We start from the raw sequence: 18,250 nt of genomic DNA, 5'->3' as shown, positions 1-18,250 counted from the left end.
AGTCTCTCGCCAGACTCGATTGCGGCGGCACGAGCGGTCAGGACGCAGAAAAGCAGATCGGAACGGACACAGCAGAGCGCCTGCCCCGGTTGGGGCAGGCGCTCTGCGGTCTCGCGGTGTGGCGGTTCAGCCGTGGACGGGCACAGCGAGGTGGGTGCCGACGTGCGCGTCGAACGCTGCCACCGTGTCTGAGACGGCCTCGTCGTAGCCCTTCGCCCACAGCTCGGCGTTGAAGACCTCGACCTCCACGTCGCCGCTGTAGCCGGCAGCGTTCACCCACGCCGTGAGCTGCGCGAAGTCGATCACGCCCGCACCCGGGAGGTGCCGGCTCAGCAGCACGTCAGCGGGCAGAGGCGTCGCCCAGTCGCACACCTGGTAGGACGCGATGCGCCCGGCGCGACCGGCGCGCGCGATCTGCTCCTCGGCCTCCGGATCCCACCAGACGTGGAAGGAATCGATGACCACGCCGACAGCGGGACTGCCGACGCGGTCGGCGAGGTCGAGCGCCTGCTTGAGCGTCGAGAGCACGGCGCGGTCGGACGCGTACATCGGGTGCAGCGGCTCGAGCACGAGCGTCACACCGGCGGCGTGCGCCTCGGGGGCCAGCTCGGCGATGGCTTCCTCGAGGCGGCCTCGGGCGCCGGCGAGGTCGCGGCTGCCCTCGGGGATGCCGCCCGCGACGATGATGAGCGACGCCGCTGACCCTTCGGCGCCGGCGGCCGCGAGGGTCGCCGTCTCGTCGATGGCCCGGCGGTTGTCGTCGAGCGCTGCTCGTCGCTCGGGGCCCTCCGTCATCGTCGCGAACCCCCCGCGGCAGTGGCTCGAGAAGCGCAGCCCCGAGTCGGCGAGCATTCGCGCCGACTCGGCGAGGCCGGCCTCGGCGACCGGCTCACGCCAGAGCCCGATGCTCTGCACGCCCTGGCGGACGGTCGCGTCGATGGCGTCGCGGAGCGAGGCGTGCTTGATGGTGGCCTGGTTGATCGACAAGCGTGGATGCGGGCTCACGCGTCGACTCCGTTCAGGCGCAGCATCGAGTGCCAGCGGTCGGCGGCGAGCTCGGGGCGTTCGAGCGCCCCGGACGCGTTCGCGAGTTCCACGATGCGGGAGAGATGCGGGAGGCTGCGGGCCGCGTGCAGGCCGCCCACCATCTGGAACGCATCCTGATGCCCGTTGAGCCAGCTCAGGAACGCGACGCCCGTCTTGTAGTAGAACGTGGGTGCCGCGAACACCTGACGCGAGAGCTCCTGGGTGGGCTCGAGGATGCGCCGGAACTCCGCGGGGTCACCCGCGTCCAGTGCCTGCACGGCGGCGGAGGCGTTCGGCGCGAGCACGCTGAAGGCCCCGAGCAGCGCGTCCGAGTGGATGCCCTTCTCGTCGTCCTCGATGAGCTCGACGTAGTTGAAGTCGTCGCCGGTGAACATCGTGACGCCCTCAGGCAGCCGGGCGCGCACGGCCCGTTCGGCGTCAGCGTCCAGCAGGCTCATCTTGATGCCGCTGACCTTGTCGGCGTGCTCCTCGATGAGGGCGATGACGGTGTCGGACGCCCGCTGCCAGGCGTCGGCCCCGAAGTAGCCGCGCAGGGACGGGTCGAAGGCGGTGCCGAGCCAGTGCAGCACCGCCTTCGACGAGACTGCTCCGAGCACGCGGGTGTAGACGCGGAGGTAGTCGGCGGGGGATTGCGCCGCGCGTGCGAGGTGCCGGCTCGCCATGATGACGGGAAGCGCGCCCTGTGCCTCCGCGAACTCCAGCTGCTCCAGGTACGCGCGCTCGATCTCGTCGAGCGTCAGCACCTCCTCGGTGCGGGAATCCGTGTTGACACCGACGGCGATGCTGCCACCGGCCTCGTTCGCTGCCGCCGCGCTGCGGGCGATGAGCTCGCGCGTCGCGGCGGCGTCGAGACCCATGTTGCGCTGCGCCGTGTCCATGGCGTCCGCGACGCCGAGCCCCCACGACCACAGCTGCCTGCGGTAGTCGAGCGTCGCATCCCAGTCGATGTCGGCCGGCGCGCCCGGCACGTTGTCCGCCGTCACTCGCGGGATGACGTGTGCCGCCGCATAGAGCTCGCGCGAGCGGAGCGGACCCACAGGTCGCTGGAACTCCGGTGCCTCGAGCAACCCGACGCGTGACGCGGCGCCTTCGGGGGACAGTAGTGCGAGGCGGGTGCCGGTCGCTTGGCGCATACCGTCGATCAGCTGCGTCGTGGTCACTTTGCGCCATCCTGGTCAGCCAGCGACACCCGGCGGCCCGAGGCGCTCGACTCGAGAGCGGCCTCGGCGAGCAGCATGCCCTTGGCGCCTGAGCGGAAGTCGTAGTCGTGCGTGCCGTCGTCGAGCACGTAGCGGAGGAACTCGATCCACTGCAGCTTGAACCCGTTGTCGACGGCGTCGTTCTGCGGCACCTCGATCCAATCGGCTGAGTAGTCGTGCTCATCGCGCAGATCGGGGTTCCAGGTGGGCTTCGGCGTCACATTCCGCGGCTGCACCTTCGCGCCGAACAGGCCGACGACGGCGCTGCCGTGCGTGCCGTCGACGTGGATCTCGACGAGCTCGTCACGGTTGACGCGCACCGTCCAGCTCGAGTTGAACTGCACGATCGGGCCGTCGGCGAGGTCGAAGATCGCGTAGGCGGCGTCATCGGCGGTGGCCGTGTAGCGCTTTCCTGACTCGTCGACGCGCTCCGGGATGTGCGTGCGCGTCTCTGCGTAGACGGACGAGATCTCACCGAAGAGGTTCTCGATGACGTAGTTCCAATGCGGGAACATGTCGACGACGATCCCGCCGCCGTCTTCGGAGCGGTAGTTCCAGCTCGGGCGCTGCGCCGGCTGCCAGTCGCCCTCGAAGACCCAGTAGCCGAATTCGCCGCGCACCGAGAGGATCTCGCCGAAGAAGCCGCTCTCGATGAGGCGGCGCAGCTTCAGGAGGCCCGGCAGGTAGAGCTTGTCGTGCACGACGCCGTTCTTGACGCCAGCGGCTTCGGCCTCCTCGGCGAGCGCCAGCGCATCCGCGTAGCTCTCGGCGGTGGGCTTCTCGGTGTAGATGGCCTTGCCGGCCGCGATGGCCTTGCGGATCGCGGGCACCCGCAGGCGGGTGATGAGGGCGTCGAAGTAGACGGGGAAGTCGTCGTCGGCGAGCGCCACGTCGAGGTCGGTCGTGTACTTCTCGATGCCGTGCTTCGCTGCCAGCTCGCGAAGTCGTTCCTCGTTGCGGGCAACCAGGTAGAGCTCGATCGGGCGGCGTGTCCCGTCCGAGAGCGGGATGCCGCCTTCGTCGCGAAGCGCCAGCAGCGAGCGGACGAGGTGCTGGCGGTAGCCCATGCGCCCCGTCGCGCCATTGACGATGATCCCGAGCTTGTCCGTGGTCATATTCATCCTCTCGTCTGAGCCTCGGCGTTGAGGCTCAGATCAGCGTATTGGAAAGCGCTTACCGAGACAAGCAGAACGAACAAGATCGAACGTCGGAGCCTGCTGCCGTCAGCTGCGCCGCGGCGTGCTCTCCCGGATGACGACGGCCGTGTTGACGGGGAGCACGACCGGCCCGTCCTCACCGCGTTCAGCGAGAGCGAGCCGAACCGCGCGATAGCCCATGTCGCTCAACGGCGCGACGACGGTGGTCAGCGGGGGCGTGACGTCGCGGACGAGCGCGATGTCGTCGAAGCCCGCGACCGACACATCCCGACCCGGTTCCCGGCCGAGGTCCCGGAGCGCGGTGAGGACGCCGGTGGCCATGAGATCGCTGGTCGCGAAGATCGTGTCGGTGTCCGGAAACCGGGAGAGGAGCGTGCGAAGGGCCTCGTAGCCGCCATCGCGCGTGAAGGCCGCCGAGATGACGGCGTCGTCGTCGACGCTGAGGTCCGCCTCGTCGAGGCCCGCACGGAACCCATCCACGCGGTCGCGGTTCGTGAGCAGGTCGAGCGGGCCCGTGATGATCCCGAACTCGCGTCCGCCCTGCCCCACGAGCTGGCGGGCGAGTTCCTGCGCGCCTGCCCGGTTGCGAAGCTCGACGACGTCGAACGGCGACGGAGCCTGAGCGACCAGCACGACTCGTCCACCGGAAGCCGCGTAGGCGAGCAGCTGTTCTTCGAGCGCCGACTGCTGGGGGTCGTCGATGCGACGCGAGCCGGTCAGGATGATGGCGCGGGGGCGCTGCCCGCGCAGGGTTCGCACGATCTCGAGTTCATTCGTGACGCTGCGCTCGGCCGCGGCGATCGTCACGATGAGGTTCGCCTCCTCGGCTCCGCGCATGACGCCGGCGGCGATGGCGCTGAAGTAGGGGTCGGCGATGTCGCTGACGACGACGGCGATGGTCGAGGAAGCACCGCGTGCGACGGCCTGCGCGCTGAGGTTCGGCGAGTAGCCGAGTCGATCCGCGGTCTCCTGGACGCGCTTGCGGATCTCCTCGTTCACGCGCCTGCCAGCGCTGCCGTTGATGGCGCGCGAGGCCGTGGCGATGGAGACGCCCGCAGCCTGCGCGACCTCCCCGAGCGTGACGTGATTTCCGTGCCGACTCACGGGTCTCCTCCCCGGCGTGCAGCGTTGCGCGCCACTCTGACGAGAAGGAGCCTAGTGGGAAACGCTTTCCTCGCGCTGGGCTCCTCGGTAGATTGGCGGCATGCAGCGTCGAATCGTCATCGCACCGGACTCGTTCAAGGGCACCGCTTCGGCGGCGGAGGTCGCCGCGGCGATCAGGCGGGGTTGGCAGCGCGCGAGGCCGGATGACGAGTGCGTCGAGGTGCCGATGGCTGACGGGGGTGAGGGCACGACGGCTGCGATCGCAGGTTCGGTGCCTGGGGCGCGCGTTGTCGTCGTGTCGGTCGAGGGGCCGCTCGGCGACCCGGTGGATGCTGCGCTCGTGGAGCTGCCCGACGGCACGTGGGTGGTCGAGCTCGCCGAGACGAGCGGGATCGCCCTCCTCGAGCGCGTCGACCGGGACTCCTGCTTCCGCGCGTCGACCGTCGGGCTCGGGCAGGCCATCCGGTACGCGACCGAGCACGGCGCGAGGCGCGTGCTGGTCGGGCTGGGCAGCAGCGCGTCGACGGACGGCGGGGCCGGCTTGCTCACGGGGCTCGGGGTTCGACTGCTCGACGGCGGCGGGGCGAGCATCCCGCCAGGAAACGGCGGGCTGCACGCGCTCGAGACGCTGGACGTGTCCGGCCTCGCGCCGCTCCCCGTCGACGGCGTGGTCGCCCTGACGGACGTCGTGAATCCGCTGTTCGGCGAGCTCGGGGCCGCGTCCGTCTTCGGACCGCAGAAGGGCGCATCCGTCGATGACGTGCCGACGCTCGAGGCGGGGCTCGCTCGATTCGCCGAGGTGCTCGGCGGTGCGCCGGAGACGAGCGGGGACGTCGCCGCGCTCACCGCCCAGCCGGGGTCCGGAGCCGCAGGTGGCACGGGATTCGGGGTGCTCGCAATCGGCGGGGAGATATCGGCAGGCGCCATCGCCGTCGCTGACGCGATCGGCCTGCCGGCCCTCGTACGCGGGGCGGACCTCGTCATCACAGGGGAGGGCAGCTTCGACGCGCAGTCCGAGGCGGGCAAGGTGCCGTCGCTCGTCCGCGCGCTCGCGGAAGAGGAGGGCGCGCGCTTCGGGGTGATCGCAGGGCGGGTCGGGCTCGACGCGGACCAGCGCGAGACCCTGGCGCTCGCCGGGGTCAGCATCCTGTCGCTGTCGGAGCTCGCCGGCTCGGGGCAACGCGCCATGGAGGAGACCCTGCACTGGGTCGAGGTCGCAGGGGAGCGGATGGCGCAGGCGCTCGAGTTCTAGGTCGGCGGGCTGGCGGGACTCAGGCGCCGAGGCCTCGAGCGGTGAGCGCGCGCTCGACATCCGCGAAGATCTGCGGGTCGCGTGCCACGAGGCGTGCCTCATCGACGCGGGTTCCCGATTCCGCGATGGTGTCGACGGCCGCGGCGATCGCGTCGTCGAGCGGCCACGCGTAGATGCCAGCGCTGATGAGCGGGAACGCGATCGTCGTCGCGCCCAGCTCGTCGGCGACCTCGAGCGAGCGCCGATAGCACGAGGTGAGCAGCGACCGGTCGCGCTGGCCCGAACCGTGGTCAGGCCCAACCGTGTGGATGACCCACCGGGCCGGCAGGTCGCCGGCCGTCGTGTATCCGGCGTCCCCCGTGGCGAGGCCGTCGGGGAAGCGGGCGATGCAGTCGCGCAGCACGGCGGGCCCGCCCGCGCGGTGGATGGCTCCGTCGACGCCGCCACCTCCGCGCATGCCGTTGTTGGCGGCGTTCACCACCGCGTCGACCTCCTGCTGGGTGATGTCGCCGAGAACCGGCACGATGCGCGTCATGCGAGCAGTCTCCCGCAGCCGCGTCAACAGAACCGGTGAATGCGGCGCAGAGATCAACGACGGGCGCGTCGGATACCCGCAGCGAAGTCCTCCAGGGCTTCGAGGATCCCCGAGTGCTGCCACACCTTCCCTCGGCGCCTGCCGGTCTGCTCCGTGAGGACGCCGCGTTCCGTCAGCAGAGACAGCGCGCGATTCGCGGTCACGACATCGACGGCGAGGGCACGCTGCACGAAGGCCGAATCGACGATCGGCTGACCGATGAGCAACGGCAGCAGCCGCAGCCCGGTCGCCTGGGGGCGCACGCCCGCGAGGAGCTCGCGTGATTCGTCGAGTGCCGACCGCAGCGCATCCACGAGGTCCCCACCTGCTGCTGCCGCGAACCTCGCGGCCCCCGCGAAGGTACGCACGATCGGCTCGGCGTCCCCGGCCCTGAATGCACCGAGGGCATCGAAGTAGCGATCAAGGTCGGTCAGCAGCCCTGCGGAAAGCGGCACGGTGGTGTGCGAGGCGATGCCGCTGGCGCGCAGCATGATCTGCACGAGGGCGCGGCCCGTTCGACCGTTCCCATCGATGAACGGATGGATCGTCTCGAACTGCGCGTGCGCGACAGCGATCTGCAGCATGGTCGGCAGGTCCACGCGATCCGCGAACGTTAGCAGATCGGCGAGCGCCGAGGTGATGAGGTCGGGTTGGGGGGCGACGAAGTCGGCATCGCGTGGACCCGCATTTTCCTTCCCGATCCAGACGAGTTCCCCGCGGAGCTGGCCGGCATGCTCTTCCATGCCTGGCTGGTGCGCGAGCAGCTCACGGTGCATGGACAGGATGGCCGAGACGGACAGACGCTCCGTCAGCGCGACTGCGGCTTCCTGCCGATGTCATCATCCTCCGAGCTTAGTAACACTTCTCGCGGGAAGTGTTACTAAGCCAGTGTTGGAGGGAAACGCTCGCATGCCGGCACCCGCGCCCGCTACTGTGACGAGCAGAGCTGAGCGCGCTCTCCCCGATGCGCTCCGCCCCGCAGCGAACGGAGCCTCCCGTGGTCACTGAAGCACTGTGGATGCAGGACATCGACCCGTTCGGGAACCCGTGGCTGTCGGCGCTCGTCGCCGTGATCCCCATCGCCATCTTCCTCATCTGCCTCACGGCGCTCAAGATGAAGGGCATCCTCGCGGCCAGCATCGCCGTCGTCGCCGAGATCATCGTCGCCCTGATCGCGTTCGAGATGCCGGGCACCGCCGTCGCAGGGTCCGGACTCCTCGGCATCCTCACCGCCATCTGGCCCATCGCCTACATCATCGTCATGGCCGTGTGGCTCTACCGCCTCGCCGTCGCCAGCGGACGCTTCGACGTGATCCGCGCATCCATCTCCGGCATCTCACCCGACCAGCGCATCCAGGTGCTGCTCATCAGCTTCGCCTTCGGCGCGTTCCTCGAAGGCGCGGCAGGCTTCGGCGTGCCCATCGCGATCTGTGCCGCCCTGCTCGTGCAGCTCGGCTTCAAGCCCGTGAAAGCCGCCATGCTGTCGCTCGTCGCGAACGTCGCCGCCGGCGCCTACGGAGCCATCGGCATCCCGGTCATCGTGGGCGCGCAGGTCGCTGGCGTCGAAGTGCTCGAGATGTCCCGCACGATGATGCTGCTCCTGCAGCCCCTCACGTTCCTCGTCCCGTTCCTGCTCGTCATCATCCTCGACGGATGGCGCGGACTCCGCGAGACCTGGCCGGCGACCCTCCTGGTCAGCGTCGTCTTCAGCGGGGTGCAGGCCAGCGTCCTCTGGTTCCTCGGCCCCGAGCTGGCCGACCTCGGCTCCGGCCTCGCCGCCATGCTCGCCCTCTTCGCCTTCGGCCGGGTGTGGCAGCCGAAGCGCATCTTCCGCGAGAGCGGGGAAGCGGCACCCGCCGTCGAGCGACACAGCGTCCGTGAGATCGCCGTCGCCTGGAGCCCCTTCTACATCCTCACCGCCCTCATCCTGGTGTGGAGCATCCCCGCCTTCAAGCAGCTCTTCGCCGCCGACGGTCCCCTCGCAGCCGCGGTCATCAAGTTCCCCATCCCGGGACTCACCGGCCAGATCGCTCTCCCGAGCGGCGACCCCGTCGCCAGCACCTGGGACTTCGCGCCCATCAGCGCCACCGGCACCGCCATCCTGCTCGCCGTCATCGTGTCGTTCCTCACGACGCCGAGCCTCAGGGCAGCCGACCTCTGGCACGAGCTCGTCGCAACCTTCCGCGAGCTCTGGCAGGCGCTCGTCCTGATCGCGCTCATCCTCGTGCTCGCCAACATCGCCAACTACTCCGGCGGGTCGGCCAGCATCGGCAGCGCCCTCGCCGCCGTCGGGCCCGTCTTCCCGCTCCTCGCACCCATAATCGGGTGGCTCGGCGTGTTCCTCACGGGGTCCGTCGTCAACAACAACACCCTCTTCGGGCCCCTGCAGGTCGCGACCGCGGGCCGCATCGGCGTCTCGCCCGAGCTGCTCGTCGCCGCGAACACGGCGGGCGGCACAACCGCGAAGGTCATCTCACCGCAGTCCATCGCGATCGCGGCCGGTGCCGTCGGGCTCTCAGGGCGGGAGGGCGAGATACTGCGCACGTCCATCGGCTACAGCCTCGGGATGCTCGCCTTCATCTGCGTGTGGAGCTTCACGCTGTCGGTGCTGCTGCCGGTGTAGCCCGCGCAGCCGCTGGTCCCGGCTCGCTTCAGGGGCGCAGCGTTGTGGCGTGGTGCGGTTCCGAGCGTGGCGACCAGCGCTCTGCCACAACTCCGCGGGAGGACGCGGGCCTCACTTCGAGACGAAGAACTCCAGCGCGATCTGGTCGGGGTCCTTGAAGCTCAGCGCGTAGCCGTACGGAGCCTCGACGATGCCGCCGTGCTCGATGCCGCGCTCGGTCAGGTGCTGCGCCCAGGCCTCGAGCTCATCCTGGTTCTCTACCTCGAACCCGAGGTGATCGAGCCCCGGAGAGAAGGGGGAGAACCCGGCGTCGTCGCCGCGATCGTGCTGTGTCAGGCCGAGATTCGTGCCGCCGGGCAGCGCGAACAGCTTGCGGTGCAGGGTCGCATCGTCGATCTCGGTCGCTGGCTCGAAGCCGAACACCTGCTCGTAGAAGGCGACGCTCGCTTGGAGGTCGCGCACGGTGACCGCGACGTGGTGGAGGTTCGTGAAGGTGGGCATCATCGCTCATTCCTGCGCGCCTCGGGGGATGCGCGCTCCGCTCACCGTCTCACGCCGCCCCCGTGAGATCCCGGGGCGCGGCGTGAAAAAGCTGTGGCGAACCTGCACCCCAGGAGCGGGAGGTGCGGTTCGCCACAGCGTCGGACCGGGCGGGCAGCGCAGTCTGCGCCGCCCGGTCTCCCCAGATGTCAGCGCAGCGCTGACACCCCACGGAAGCGCAGCGTGACCAGCTGGAACGGGCGCACGGACAGCGCCAGCGCGCCCTCAGCATCCACGATCGCCGTCTGGTCGACGTCACGCTCGAGCAGGTCGGTCTCAGCGACCGACTCGAACGCGAACCCGGGCGTCACGACTGCCCGAGCCTTCGCACCGCGAGCCTCATAGAAGCGGACGACCACGTCGCCGCTCCTGTCCTCCGCCAGCTTCACGGCCTCGACGACAACCGCGGGGTTGTCGACCGTGAGCAGCGGCTCGATCGGCGCCGAACCCGTCACCGGGCGCGGGCCGACGTTCAGCCGGTAGCCCTCAGCGGCCGCATCCAGCACATCCGCGCCCACGCGCACCGAGGTGCGCAGCACATGCCGTCCCTGATCGGCGTGCGGGTCCGGGAACGTGGGCGCCCGCAGCAGCGATTCCCGCACGAGGGTTGTCGTGCCACCACCATCCCGGGTCGTGCGCGTCACGTCGTGCCCGTACGTCGAATCGTTCGCGACCGCGACGCCGTAGCCGGTCTCGCCGACGTGCACCCAACGGTGCGCGCTCGTCTCGAACCGCGCCACATCCCACGACGTGTTGCGGTGGATCGGCCGGTTCACGTGCCCGAACTGGATCTCCGACGACGACCGCTCCGCGTGCACGTCCAGCGGGAACGCCAGCTTCAGCAGCTTCTGCCGCTCGTGCCAGTCGACGTCCGTCGTCAGGTCGAGCGTCGGGCGCCCCGCGCTCAGCGACAGCTCCTGCACGAACGTGCTCGCTCCGTCCGAACGCGACACCTTGACGACGACCCGGTCGGTGCTCTCCGAGACGACCTCGATCGAGTCGACCGATCGGATCGGCCGGCCGTGGCGCTGGTAGTGCACGTCGATGTCCCACGCATCCCACTGTGCGGGCGTATCGCGGTAGACCCAGAGCTCGGCAGCGCGCTCGCCGGCCGGGACCAGCTCGCGGTCGGCGGCGACGTCGAAGAGCGACGAGACGAGCCCGTCGGCGTCGATCGTGACCCGCACGAGCGAGTTGTCGAGCACCAGGTCGTCGCCGGACCGCGTGAGCGTCACGGGAGAGGTGTCGGCAGTCGAGCCCGCACCGGATGCGCCACCACCGAGCGCGGGCACGCCGTCCACGGCGTACGGTCCGGCGTTCGCGAGCAGCGCCGTCTCGCCGGCACCGGTCAGCGAGCCGAGCGCCGAGGAGATGAGCGTCTCGAGTTCACCCGCGACCCGCTCGTAGTGCTCCTCCGCGACCTGGTGCACCCAGGCGATGGAGGAGCCGGGGAGGATGTCGTGGAACTGCTGCAGCAGCACCGTCTGCCAGGCAGACTCGAGCTCGGCGTAGGGGTAGGCCGTGCCCGTGCGGATGGTGGCGGCGGTCGCCCACAGCTCCGCCTCGCGCAGCAGGTGCTCGCTGCGGCGGTTGCCTCGCTTCGTGCGCGCCTGCGACGTGTACGTGCCTCGGTGGAACTCGAGGTAGATCTCGCCGGACCACACCGGCGGCTGCGCGAGCTCGGCCTCGGCCTGCTCGAAGAACGCCTGCGGGCTGGTCATCTCGACCGTCGGGGAGCCCTCGAGGTTGCGCGTGCGCTCGGCCGCCGCGACCATCTCGCGCGTCGGGCCGCCGCCGCCGTTGCCGTAGCCGAACGGCACGAGCGACGAGTTCGCTTCGCCCTTCTCCTTGTAGTCGCGCTGCGCCTTGTGCAGCTCCTCCTGCGAGAGGACGGAGTTGTAGGTGGCGACGGGCGGGAAGTGCGTGAACACCTGCGAGCCGTCGATACCCTCCCAGTTGAACGTGTGGTGCGGCATGACGTTCGTCTCGTTCCACGACGGCTTCTGCGTCAGGAAGTACTTCGACCCTGCTGCCTTGACGATCTGGGGGAGCGCCGCCGAGTAGCCGAAGGAGTCGGGCAGCCACACCTCTGGCGGTTCGATCCCGAACTCGCGGATGAAGAAGCCCTTGCCCGCGACGAACTGGCGGGCCATGGCCTCACCGCCGGGCAGGTTCGTGTCCGACTCCACCCACATGCCGCCCACGGGCACGAAGCGACCCTCGAGGACCCGCACCTTGATGCGCTCGAAGAGATCCGGGTAGTGCTCCTTCATCCACGCGAACTGCTGCGCGGACGAGCAGGCGAACAGGAAGTCGTCGTTCTCGTCCATGAGCGACAGCACGTTCGAGAAGGTGCGGGCGCACTTGCGGATCGTCTCCCGGACGGGCCACAGCCAGGCCGAGTCGATGTGCGCGTGCCCGACGGCAACCAGGTGGTGGGCGCTCGCGTAGGCGGGGGAGGCGAGCAGCGGGGCGAGCACCTCGCGCCCGGCCGTCGCCGTGCCGGAGATGTCGTCCGGGTCGAGCGTGTCGATGAGGCGCTCGAGTCCGCGCAGGATCTCCGCGCGCCGAGGCTGCTCCTCGCCGAGCTCGCGCCAGAGGCCGTCCAGCGTCCACACGTCCTGCGCGAGCTCCCACACGGAGACGTCGCGCAGGCCGATGTCGAGGACCCGCGTCCGGTAGATGGGGGCATCACCCGAGGTGGCGAGGTCGCCCATGGGGGTCGGCGCGTAGACCGACTCGCCCTGCACATCCGGGTTCGAAGCGGCCTCTATATAGAGGTCGATGCTGTCGCCTGGCCCGATCTTCAGCGGCACCGCGGTGTTGCGCGGCTCGATGGCCTTGAGGATGTGCCCCTCCGGGGTCCAGACGAGGCCCTCGGCCTGGAAGCCGGGGTGCCCGCTCACGAAGCCGAGGTCGACGAGCACCTCGACGCGCGCATCCGTCATCTCCCAGTCGGCGGGAACCGTGCCGGTGACGTGGAACCACGTGGTTCCCCACGGCCGGCTCCACTCGGAGCCGACCCGGAAGGGCGCGAACTGCTGGGTGATCGCCTCGGCGAACGGAACGGGCTCGCCCGGCACATCCCACGAGGTGACCGTGAGCTGTTCGCGCTCGCGGTAGATGGCGGGGGTGAGGCGTTCGGACACGAACCGCCGGATGCGGAGGTCGACGAACTGTGTGGGGTCAGGCATGGGGCGCCTTTCTGCGTTGAAGGAGACGTTGGAAGTCGGGTCAGCCCTTGACGGCACCGGCGAGCGCGAACGAGCCACCGCCGAGGCGGGACACGAGCACGTACAGCGCCAGGACCGGCACGGAGTAGAGGAGGGAGAACGCGGCGAGCTGCCCGTAGGCGACTGCGCCGTACTGGCCGAAGAAGGAGAAGATGCTCACCGCGGCGGGCAGCTTGTCGGGGCTCAGCAGCAGGATGAACGGGATGAAGAAGTTCCCCCACGTCTGGATGAAGACGAAGATGAACACGACCGCGATGCCTGGCCGCATGAGCGGCACGACGATGAGTCGCAGCGTCGCCATGGCGGAGGCGCCGTCCGTCCAGGCCGCCTCCTCGAGGGAGACGGGTACCGAGTCCATGAAGTTCTTCATCATCCAGATCGCCATGGGCAGCGAGGTGGCGGCGAGGAACAGGATGGTGCCGAACATGTTGTCGATGAGGTTGAACGCCACGAACAGTGCGTAGACGGGCACCATCATCGCGGTGATCGGCAGGCAGGTCCCGAACAGCACCCCGTAGAGGAACGGCTTGTTGATGCGCGACTTGTACCGGGAGAGCGGATACGCGGCAAGGATCGCCGCGAGCACCGTCACGATCGCGCATCCGCCGGAGAGCACGAGGCTGTTCCAGAGCGGGACGAGCGAGATCTCGGGGGTGAGGACGGCCGTGAAGTTGGCGAGCGACGGCGCTTCCGGCCACTTCACCGACAGGGTGGCGACCTCGTCGAAGGACGCGAGCACGAGCCAGACGAGGGGGAGGAGGAAGATGACGCCGATGACGCTGAGCACGATGTTGGCGAACCAGCGCATCGCGCGCCCCCGTGGGGCGGCCGCGCTCGTCTCGACGTGGTGGCTGCCGGTTGCGATGGATCTGGTGGTGGGCGCGGGGTCAGCCGCGGCCACGGATGTGTGGGTTGTCATGGTCAGTCCACCTCCGGTTTGAGCGCCCGAATGTAGGCGACCGAGAAGAGCGCGCCGACGAGCAGGAGCATGGTGGCGATGGCGGTGCCGAAGCCGAGCTGGCCGAAGCGGAACGCCTCCTGGTAGGCGAGGAGCGGCAGCGTCGTGCTGTCTGTTCCTGGCCCGCCGTTGGTCATCACGAAGATGAGCGCGAAGACGGAGAGCGTCTGCAGGGTCGTGAGCATGAGGTTCGTGGAGATGCTGCGGCGGATCATGGGCAGCGTGATGAGGGTGAACCGCTGCCATCCCTTGGCGCCGTCGACCTCGGCCGCCTCGGTGATCTCGGGCGGCACGTCGTTGAGGGCGGCCCGGTAGACCAGCATCGAGAACGCGGTGCCGCGCCACGTGTTGGCGAGGATCACGCTCAGCAGCGGCAGCGTGTACAGCCAGTTGGGGCCGGTGATGCCGATGGCCGCGAGCATCGTGTTGAGTGTGCCCGCGTCGCTGAAGAACGCGTACGCGGCGAAGGCCGCCACGATCTCCGGCAGCACCCACGCGGTCACGACGATCGTGCTGACCGTGCTGCGGACGACCTTGTTCGACGACTGCATGAGCACGGCGAGCCCCAGCCCGAGCACGTTCTGGCCGAGGATCGCGGAGGCGACGAGGAAGATGAGCGTGATGAGCACCGACTTCGGGAAGTCCGGGCTCGCGAAGAGGTCGGTGTAGTTCTGGAAGCCCACGAACTCCGCGCTCGAGGCGCCGACACCGCTCAGTGACGAGTTGGTGAAGGAGCCGTAGAACGACGAGATGACGGGGCCCAGGAGGAAGACGGCGAGGAGGCCGACGGCGGGCAGGAGCGGCACGCCGCGCGTGAGGCGTGTCACCGCCTTCCGTCGCTTCGGCGGCCTCCCGGCCTCGGGGGCGCGGGGCGCCCCCGAGGCCGGTGTGAGGGTGGCGGTCATCAGCTCGACGCCGACGTCGTGTTCTCTTCGCCGACGATGCCGATGACGGCCTTGTCGTAGGCGGCGGCAGCCTCTTCAGGCGTCTGCTGGCCGGTCATGACGGCCTCCATGGCCACGGTGATGGCTGCGGAGACCTGCGAGTAGTCGGAGTTGGCTGGGCGGAAGTTCGTGTCGGGCACGAGGTCCGCGAAGAACCCGAACGTCGGGTTCGCCTCCGTGTACTCGGGCGCCTCGGCGACGTCGGTGCGCACCGGCACCTGGCTGGCCGCGACGTCGTAGCTCAGCGCGTTCTCCTGGTTGAGGGCGAGGCTGATGAAGTCCCACGCCGCATCCGGGTTCTTCGTTCCCGCACCCATGGCGAGCGTCCATCCGCCCGACATGCTCGTGACGCCAGGGTCCTGCCCGTCCTGCGTCGGCATCGGGGTGACCTGCATGACGTCGGACCATTCCGGCCAGGGCTTGGAGCCCGACTCGAGCCAGGTGCCGCTCACCCACGAGCCGTCGAGGCTCATCGCGAGCTGGCCGCTGGGGATCCAGTCGGTGTTGATGTTCGTGCCGACGTTCTTGTCGAGCGCTTCCTGCGGGGTCGGCCCGAGGCCGCCCTGGTAGATGTCGCCGACGAACGTGAGGGAGTCGATGAAGCCCTGCGAGCCGGTCACCCACTTCTGCTCGTCGGTGTTGAACAGCTCGTCCTCGGTGCCAGTGAGCAGCATCTGGAAGCCCTGCATCGAGGCGCCCTCTGACATGGCCTTGCCCGAGTAGATGTTGAAGGGGCGGATGCTGGGGTCGTGGGCCTTCACGGCCTCGGCCGCGGCGATGATGTCGTCCCAGGTCTTCGGCTCCCACGGCACCTGCACGCCCGCGGCCTTCAGGATGTCCTGGTTGTACCAGAGGGCGCGGGTGTCGGTGCCCATGGGGATGCCGTAGACCTTGCCGTCGTCGCCGAGCCCAGCCTGGCGGGCGTTCTCGGGGAACTGCTCCCAGTCGGCCCAGTCGGCGACGTAGTCGTCGAGGGGCGCGAGGTAGCCGGCCTCGACGTCGGTCTTGACCATGAACGTGTCCTCGTACATGACGTCGGGTGCCGTCGCGGGGGAGCGGTTCATGAGGGCGAGCTTCGCGAAGTAGTCGGCTTCCTGCGCCTCGATCGGGATGAGCTCGACGGTCATCCCCTCGTTGGCCGCCTCGTACTCGGCCTTGACCTTCTGCATGTGGTCGTCCATCTGCGTGAACTGCCCGAACTTCTGGTAGGCGACCTTCAGGGTGTTCGAGTCGCCCCCGCCCGAGTCGCCTCCAGCGCAGGCAGACAGTGCAAGCACAGCGGCGGCGGCGACTGCCACGGCCCCGAGTGTGCGATTTTTCATGGTGCTCCTTTGCTCCACGACCGTTCTCCGTGTGGTCCGACATCGGTGTCGAGCCTTCGGCCTGCCATAAGTAAACCGATTGGATTAACTCGTGTCAAGACATTCCCGCAAGCCCCCGAAGCGCGTCCGGGAACGTGGGGCGCAGCCCGATCAGGGAGAGGTCAGCGGCAGATCAGCGCGACTTCAGCGCGAGATCAGCAGCGCGGAGGTATGCGGCGCGAGGCTCTGGTCGAGCACGAGGCAGCCGGCCCCGATGGCGGCGACATCCTCGCCGATCCCGGAGTTCTCGATGTGGATCGGGTGCTTCGGGATGAGCGCGGGGTCGGTGTTCACGAGGTGGCGGATGGCGCCGAGGAGGGCCGGCTCGATGCGGCGCCAGAACGGGCCGCCGAACACGATCGTGTCGACGTCGAGGAGGTTCACGATGGAGACGATGGCTCGCGAGATCTGCGTGGCTACCCCCGTGACGATCTCGCGCGAGACGGGGTCGTGCCGCATGGCGAGCGCCGTGAACTCCGTGAAGAGTCGATCGACGTCGTCGAAGTCGGCGCGGTCGACGGGGGAGTCCGACGCGATGAGGCCGGCGGCGAGTGCCCGCTGCACGATGCGGTGCGGGACGACCAGGTCGCCGACGCAGCCGCGCCTCCCGCACGAGCAGACGGGGCCATCCGCCTGCACCATGATGTGCCCCATGTCGCCCGCGTTGTCGCTCGCGCCGCGCAGCACCTCGTGGTTGATGACGAGCCCGATGCCGATGCCCGTGCCGTAGTAGAAGAACGCGAAGTTGTCCCGCCGCGGGCCCGAGTCGACCCACAGCTCCGCGATCGCGGCCGCCGTGACGTCCTTCTCGAGGACAACCGGGAAGCCGGTCGCCTGGCTGAGCGCATCCCGCAGCGGCACGACGTCCCAGCCGTCGAGCATCGGCGGGTCGAGGACGTTGCCGCGGGAGGCGTCGAGGGGGCCCGGGGCCGCGATGCCGACGCCGAGCACCTGCTCGCGGGGGATCGACTGGCGTTCGAGGATCGCCGAGATCTCGTGCGCCATGTCAGCGATGACGCCCGCGGGGTCCGGTGCCGTCGGCGTGCGTGCGCGGTGATCTGCGACGACCGAGCCCGCGAGATCGAGGAGGGCGTACGTGATGACGGTCGGGTCGAGGTGCACGCCCACGGTGTACCGGCTCGACGCGTTGAGGCGGAGCAGCGTGCGCGGCTTCCCTGGCCCCGTGATGAGGCGTTCGCCCTCGCGCACGAGGCCACCGTCGATGAGGCGGCGCGTGATGTTCGATGCCGTCTGCGCGGAGAGGCCGCTGGCCTGCGCGACCTCGACCCGGCTCAGGCCGTCCGGGGCGCGGCGGATGAGGTCGAGGATGACGGCCTGGTTGAACTCGCCGACCGCTCCCAGATTGTGTCCACGGCGCACGCGCCACCTCCCATCGGCCCTGATCTTGGGAACTGACGTTCTCACATATTCCGGAATATCGTTGACGCCTGGCGATTCAACAGGAGAATCTCGCGCCCCGAGGGTGAGTACGCTTGGACGGCGCCACGCCCCCGTACGTGGCATGAGCATCCGGCAACGGATGCACCCCGGCAGTCACAGGTTTCAGCACGAAGGAGCAACGATGACGGCAGCAAGAGTCACCCCCCAGCAGGCCTGGGATGACCTCGTCCAGGGCAACGAGCGCTTCATCAAGGGCGACCTCCTCCACCCCCAGCAGAGCGCGGCCCGCCGCACCGAGATCTCGGGGAGCCAGGCGCCGAACGCCGCGTTCCTCGGCTGCTCCGACTCGCGAGTCGCCGCGGAGATCCTCTTCGACTGCGGCCTCGGCGACCTCTTCGTCGCCCGCAACATGGGGCAGATCGCCAATGAGAACACGACGGCGACCATGGAGTTCGCCGTCGCGGAGCTCGGCGTCGCGGTCATCGTGGTGCTCGCCCACGGCTCCTGCGGCGCGGTCAAGGCCGCCATCAACCAGACGACGGCGCACCCGCGCGACGTGACGCCCGCCATCAAGGACGAGCTCGCTCGCATCCAGCCCTCGGTGCAGGAGGAGTGGTTCACGAGCGACCAGTCGACGCCGTACGTCGACGAGGCGCAGATCGACCCGGATGCTGTGGGGCGCCGCCACCTGTACTCGACGATCAACGCTCTTGTGCGCAGCTCGCGCGTCATCAGTGACGCCGTCGCGAGCGGCGCACTGAGCATCGTCGGCTGCCAGTACGAGCTCTCGGACGGCCGCGTCGCGCCCGTGACGGCGATCGGCCAGCTGACCATCACCCGCTAGGGCACGTCGCCAT

15 protein-coding genes are annotated in these 18,250 nt (G+C 69.3%); 3 read left to right on the top strand and 12 right to left on the bottom strand.

The annotated features are described in order from the left end of the window. Window positions 1-126: 126 nt before the first annotated feature. The 4 genes from ACQFZP_RS14275 to ACQFZP_RS14260 form a co-directional block, all read right to left on the bottom strand. A complete protein-coding gene (locus ACQFZP_RS14275) occupies window positions 127-1,005 on the bottom strand; it encodes a sugar phosphate isomerase/epimerase family protein (RefSeq protein WP_211891748.1) in 879 nt (292 codons plus the stop codon). Continuing rightward, complete coding sequence (locus ACQFZP_RS14270) at window positions 1,002-2,180, bottom strand: dihydrodipicolinate synthase family protein (protein WP_211891818.1); 1,179 nt, start codon at window positions 2,178-2,180, stop codon at window positions 1,002-1,004. The genes ACQFZP_RS14275 and ACQFZP_RS14270 overlap by 4 nt, the downstream gene beginning before the upstream one ends. Before the next feature lie 23 nt (window positions 2,181-2,203). Next, window positions 2,204-3,361: a Gfo/Idh/MocA family protein gene (locus tag ACQFZP_RS14265; protein WP_211891747.1), complete on the bottom strand. Its 1,158-nt coding sequence runs from the start codon at window positions 3,359-3,361 to the stop codon at window positions 2,204-2,206. Window positions 3,362-3,469: 108 nt separating this feature from the next. After that, window positions 3,470-4,507 (bottom strand): LacI family DNA-binding transcriptional regulator, encoded by a 1,038-nt coding sequence (locus ACQFZP_RS14260; protein ID WP_104311198.1) that lies wholly within the window; start codon window positions 4,505-4,507, stop codon window positions 3,470-3,472. Between the two features lie 100 nt (window positions 4,508-4,607). Here ACQFZP_RS14260 and ACQFZP_RS14255 point away from each other — a divergent pair, with 100 nt between their 5' ends. Further along, window positions 4,608-5,759, top strand: coding sequence for a glycerate kinase (locus ACQFZP_RS14255; RefSeq protein ID WP_211891746.1), 1,152 nt, complete (start codon window positions 4,608-4,610; stop codon window positions 5,757-5,759). A 19-nt stretch (window positions 5,760-5,778) separates the two neighbouring features. Here ACQFZP_RS14255 and ACQFZP_RS14250 read toward each other — a convergent pair whose 3' ends face one another. After that, window positions 5,779-6,294: an O-acetyl-ADP-ribose deacetylase gene (locus ACQFZP_RS14250; RefSeq protein ID WP_211891745.1), complete on the bottom strand. Its 516-nt coding sequence runs from the start codon at window positions 6,292-6,294 to the stop codon at window positions 5,779-5,781. 53 nt (window positions 6,295-6,347) lie between these two features. Continuing rightward, on the bottom strand, window positions 6,348-7,133 hold the full coding sequence (locus tag ACQFZP_RS14245; protein WP_283245202.1) for a Fic family protein: 786 nt from the start codon (window positions 7,131-7,133) through the stop codon (window positions 6,348-6,350). Window positions 7,134-7,345: 212 nt separating this feature from the next. Here ACQFZP_RS14245 and ACQFZP_RS14240 point away from each other — a divergent pair, with 212 nt between their 5' ends. After that, entirely contained in the window at window positions 7,346-8,956 is a 1,611-nt protein-coding gene (locus tag ACQFZP_RS14240; protein ID WP_211891817.1) for an L-lactate permease, read from the top strand. Between the two features lie 111 nt (window positions 8,957-9,067). On the opposite strand, the gene ACQFZP_RS14235 is transcribed toward ACQFZP_RS14240, so the two are convergent. The 6 genes from ACQFZP_RS14235 to ACQFZP_RS14210 form a co-directional block, all read right to left on the bottom strand. Next, the gene (locus tag ACQFZP_RS14235) at window positions 9,068-9,460 is read right to left on the bottom strand and encodes a VOC family protein (protein WP_211891743.1); all 393 of its coding nucleotides are present in this window, start codon (window positions 9,458-9,460) and stop codon (window positions 9,068-9,070) included. Window positions 9,461-9,645: 185 nt separating this feature from the next. Beyond that, window positions 9,646-12,690: an alpha-mannosidase gene (locus ACQFZP_RS14230; protein ID WP_211891742.1), complete on the bottom strand. Its 3,045-nt coding sequence runs from the start codon at window positions 12,688-12,690 to the stop codon at window positions 9,646-9,648. 40 nt (window positions 12,691-12,730) lie between these two features. Next, window positions 12,731-13,537 (bottom strand): carbohydrate ABC transporter permease, encoded by an 807-nt coding sequence (locus ACQFZP_RS14225; protein WP_249312579.1) that lies wholly within the window; start codon window positions 13,535-13,537, stop codon window positions 12,731-12,733. Between the two features lie 113 nt (window positions 13,538-13,650). Beyond that, window positions 13,651-14,592 (bottom strand): carbohydrate ABC transporter permease, encoded by a 942-nt coding sequence (locus ACQFZP_RS14220; protein ID WP_179557339.1) that lies wholly within the window; start codon window positions 14,590-14,592, stop codon window positions 13,651-13,653. Next, the gene (locus ACQFZP_RS14215) at window positions 14,592-15,953 is read right to left on the bottom strand and encodes an extracellular solute-binding protein (RefSeq protein ID WP_104311204.1); all 1,362 of its coding nucleotides are present in this window, start codon (window positions 15,951-15,953) and stop codon (window positions 14,592-14,594) included. The genes ACQFZP_RS14220 and ACQFZP_RS14215 overlap by 1 nt, the downstream gene beginning before the upstream one ends. A gap of 183 nt (window positions 15,954-16,136) precedes the next feature. Then, window positions 16,137-17,372, bottom strand: coding sequence for an ROK family transcriptional regulator (locus ACQFZP_RS14210; RefSeq protein WP_104311205.1), 1,236 nt, complete (start codon window positions 17,370-17,372; stop codon window positions 16,137-16,139). A gap of 202 nt (window positions 17,373-17,574) precedes the next feature. On the opposite strand from ACQFZP_RS14210, the gene ACQFZP_RS14205 reads away from it, so the two are divergent. Beyond that, entirely contained in the window at window positions 17,575-18,237 is a 663-nt protein-coding gene (locus ACQFZP_RS14205) for a carbonic anhydrase (RefSeq protein ID WP_104311206.1), read from the top strand. The last annotated feature ends 13 nt before the right edge of the window (window positions 18,238-18,250 follow it).

This window comes from Pseudoclavibacter sp. Marseille-Q434, assembly GCF_050315415.1.
In the GTDB taxonomy this organism is placed as follows: domain Bacteria; phylum Actinomycetota; class Actinomycetes; order Actinomycetales; family Microbacteriaceae; genus Pseudoclavibacter.
Note: the sequence above shows the minus strand (reverse complement) of the source record. Positions and strands in the feature narration are given on the sequence as shown.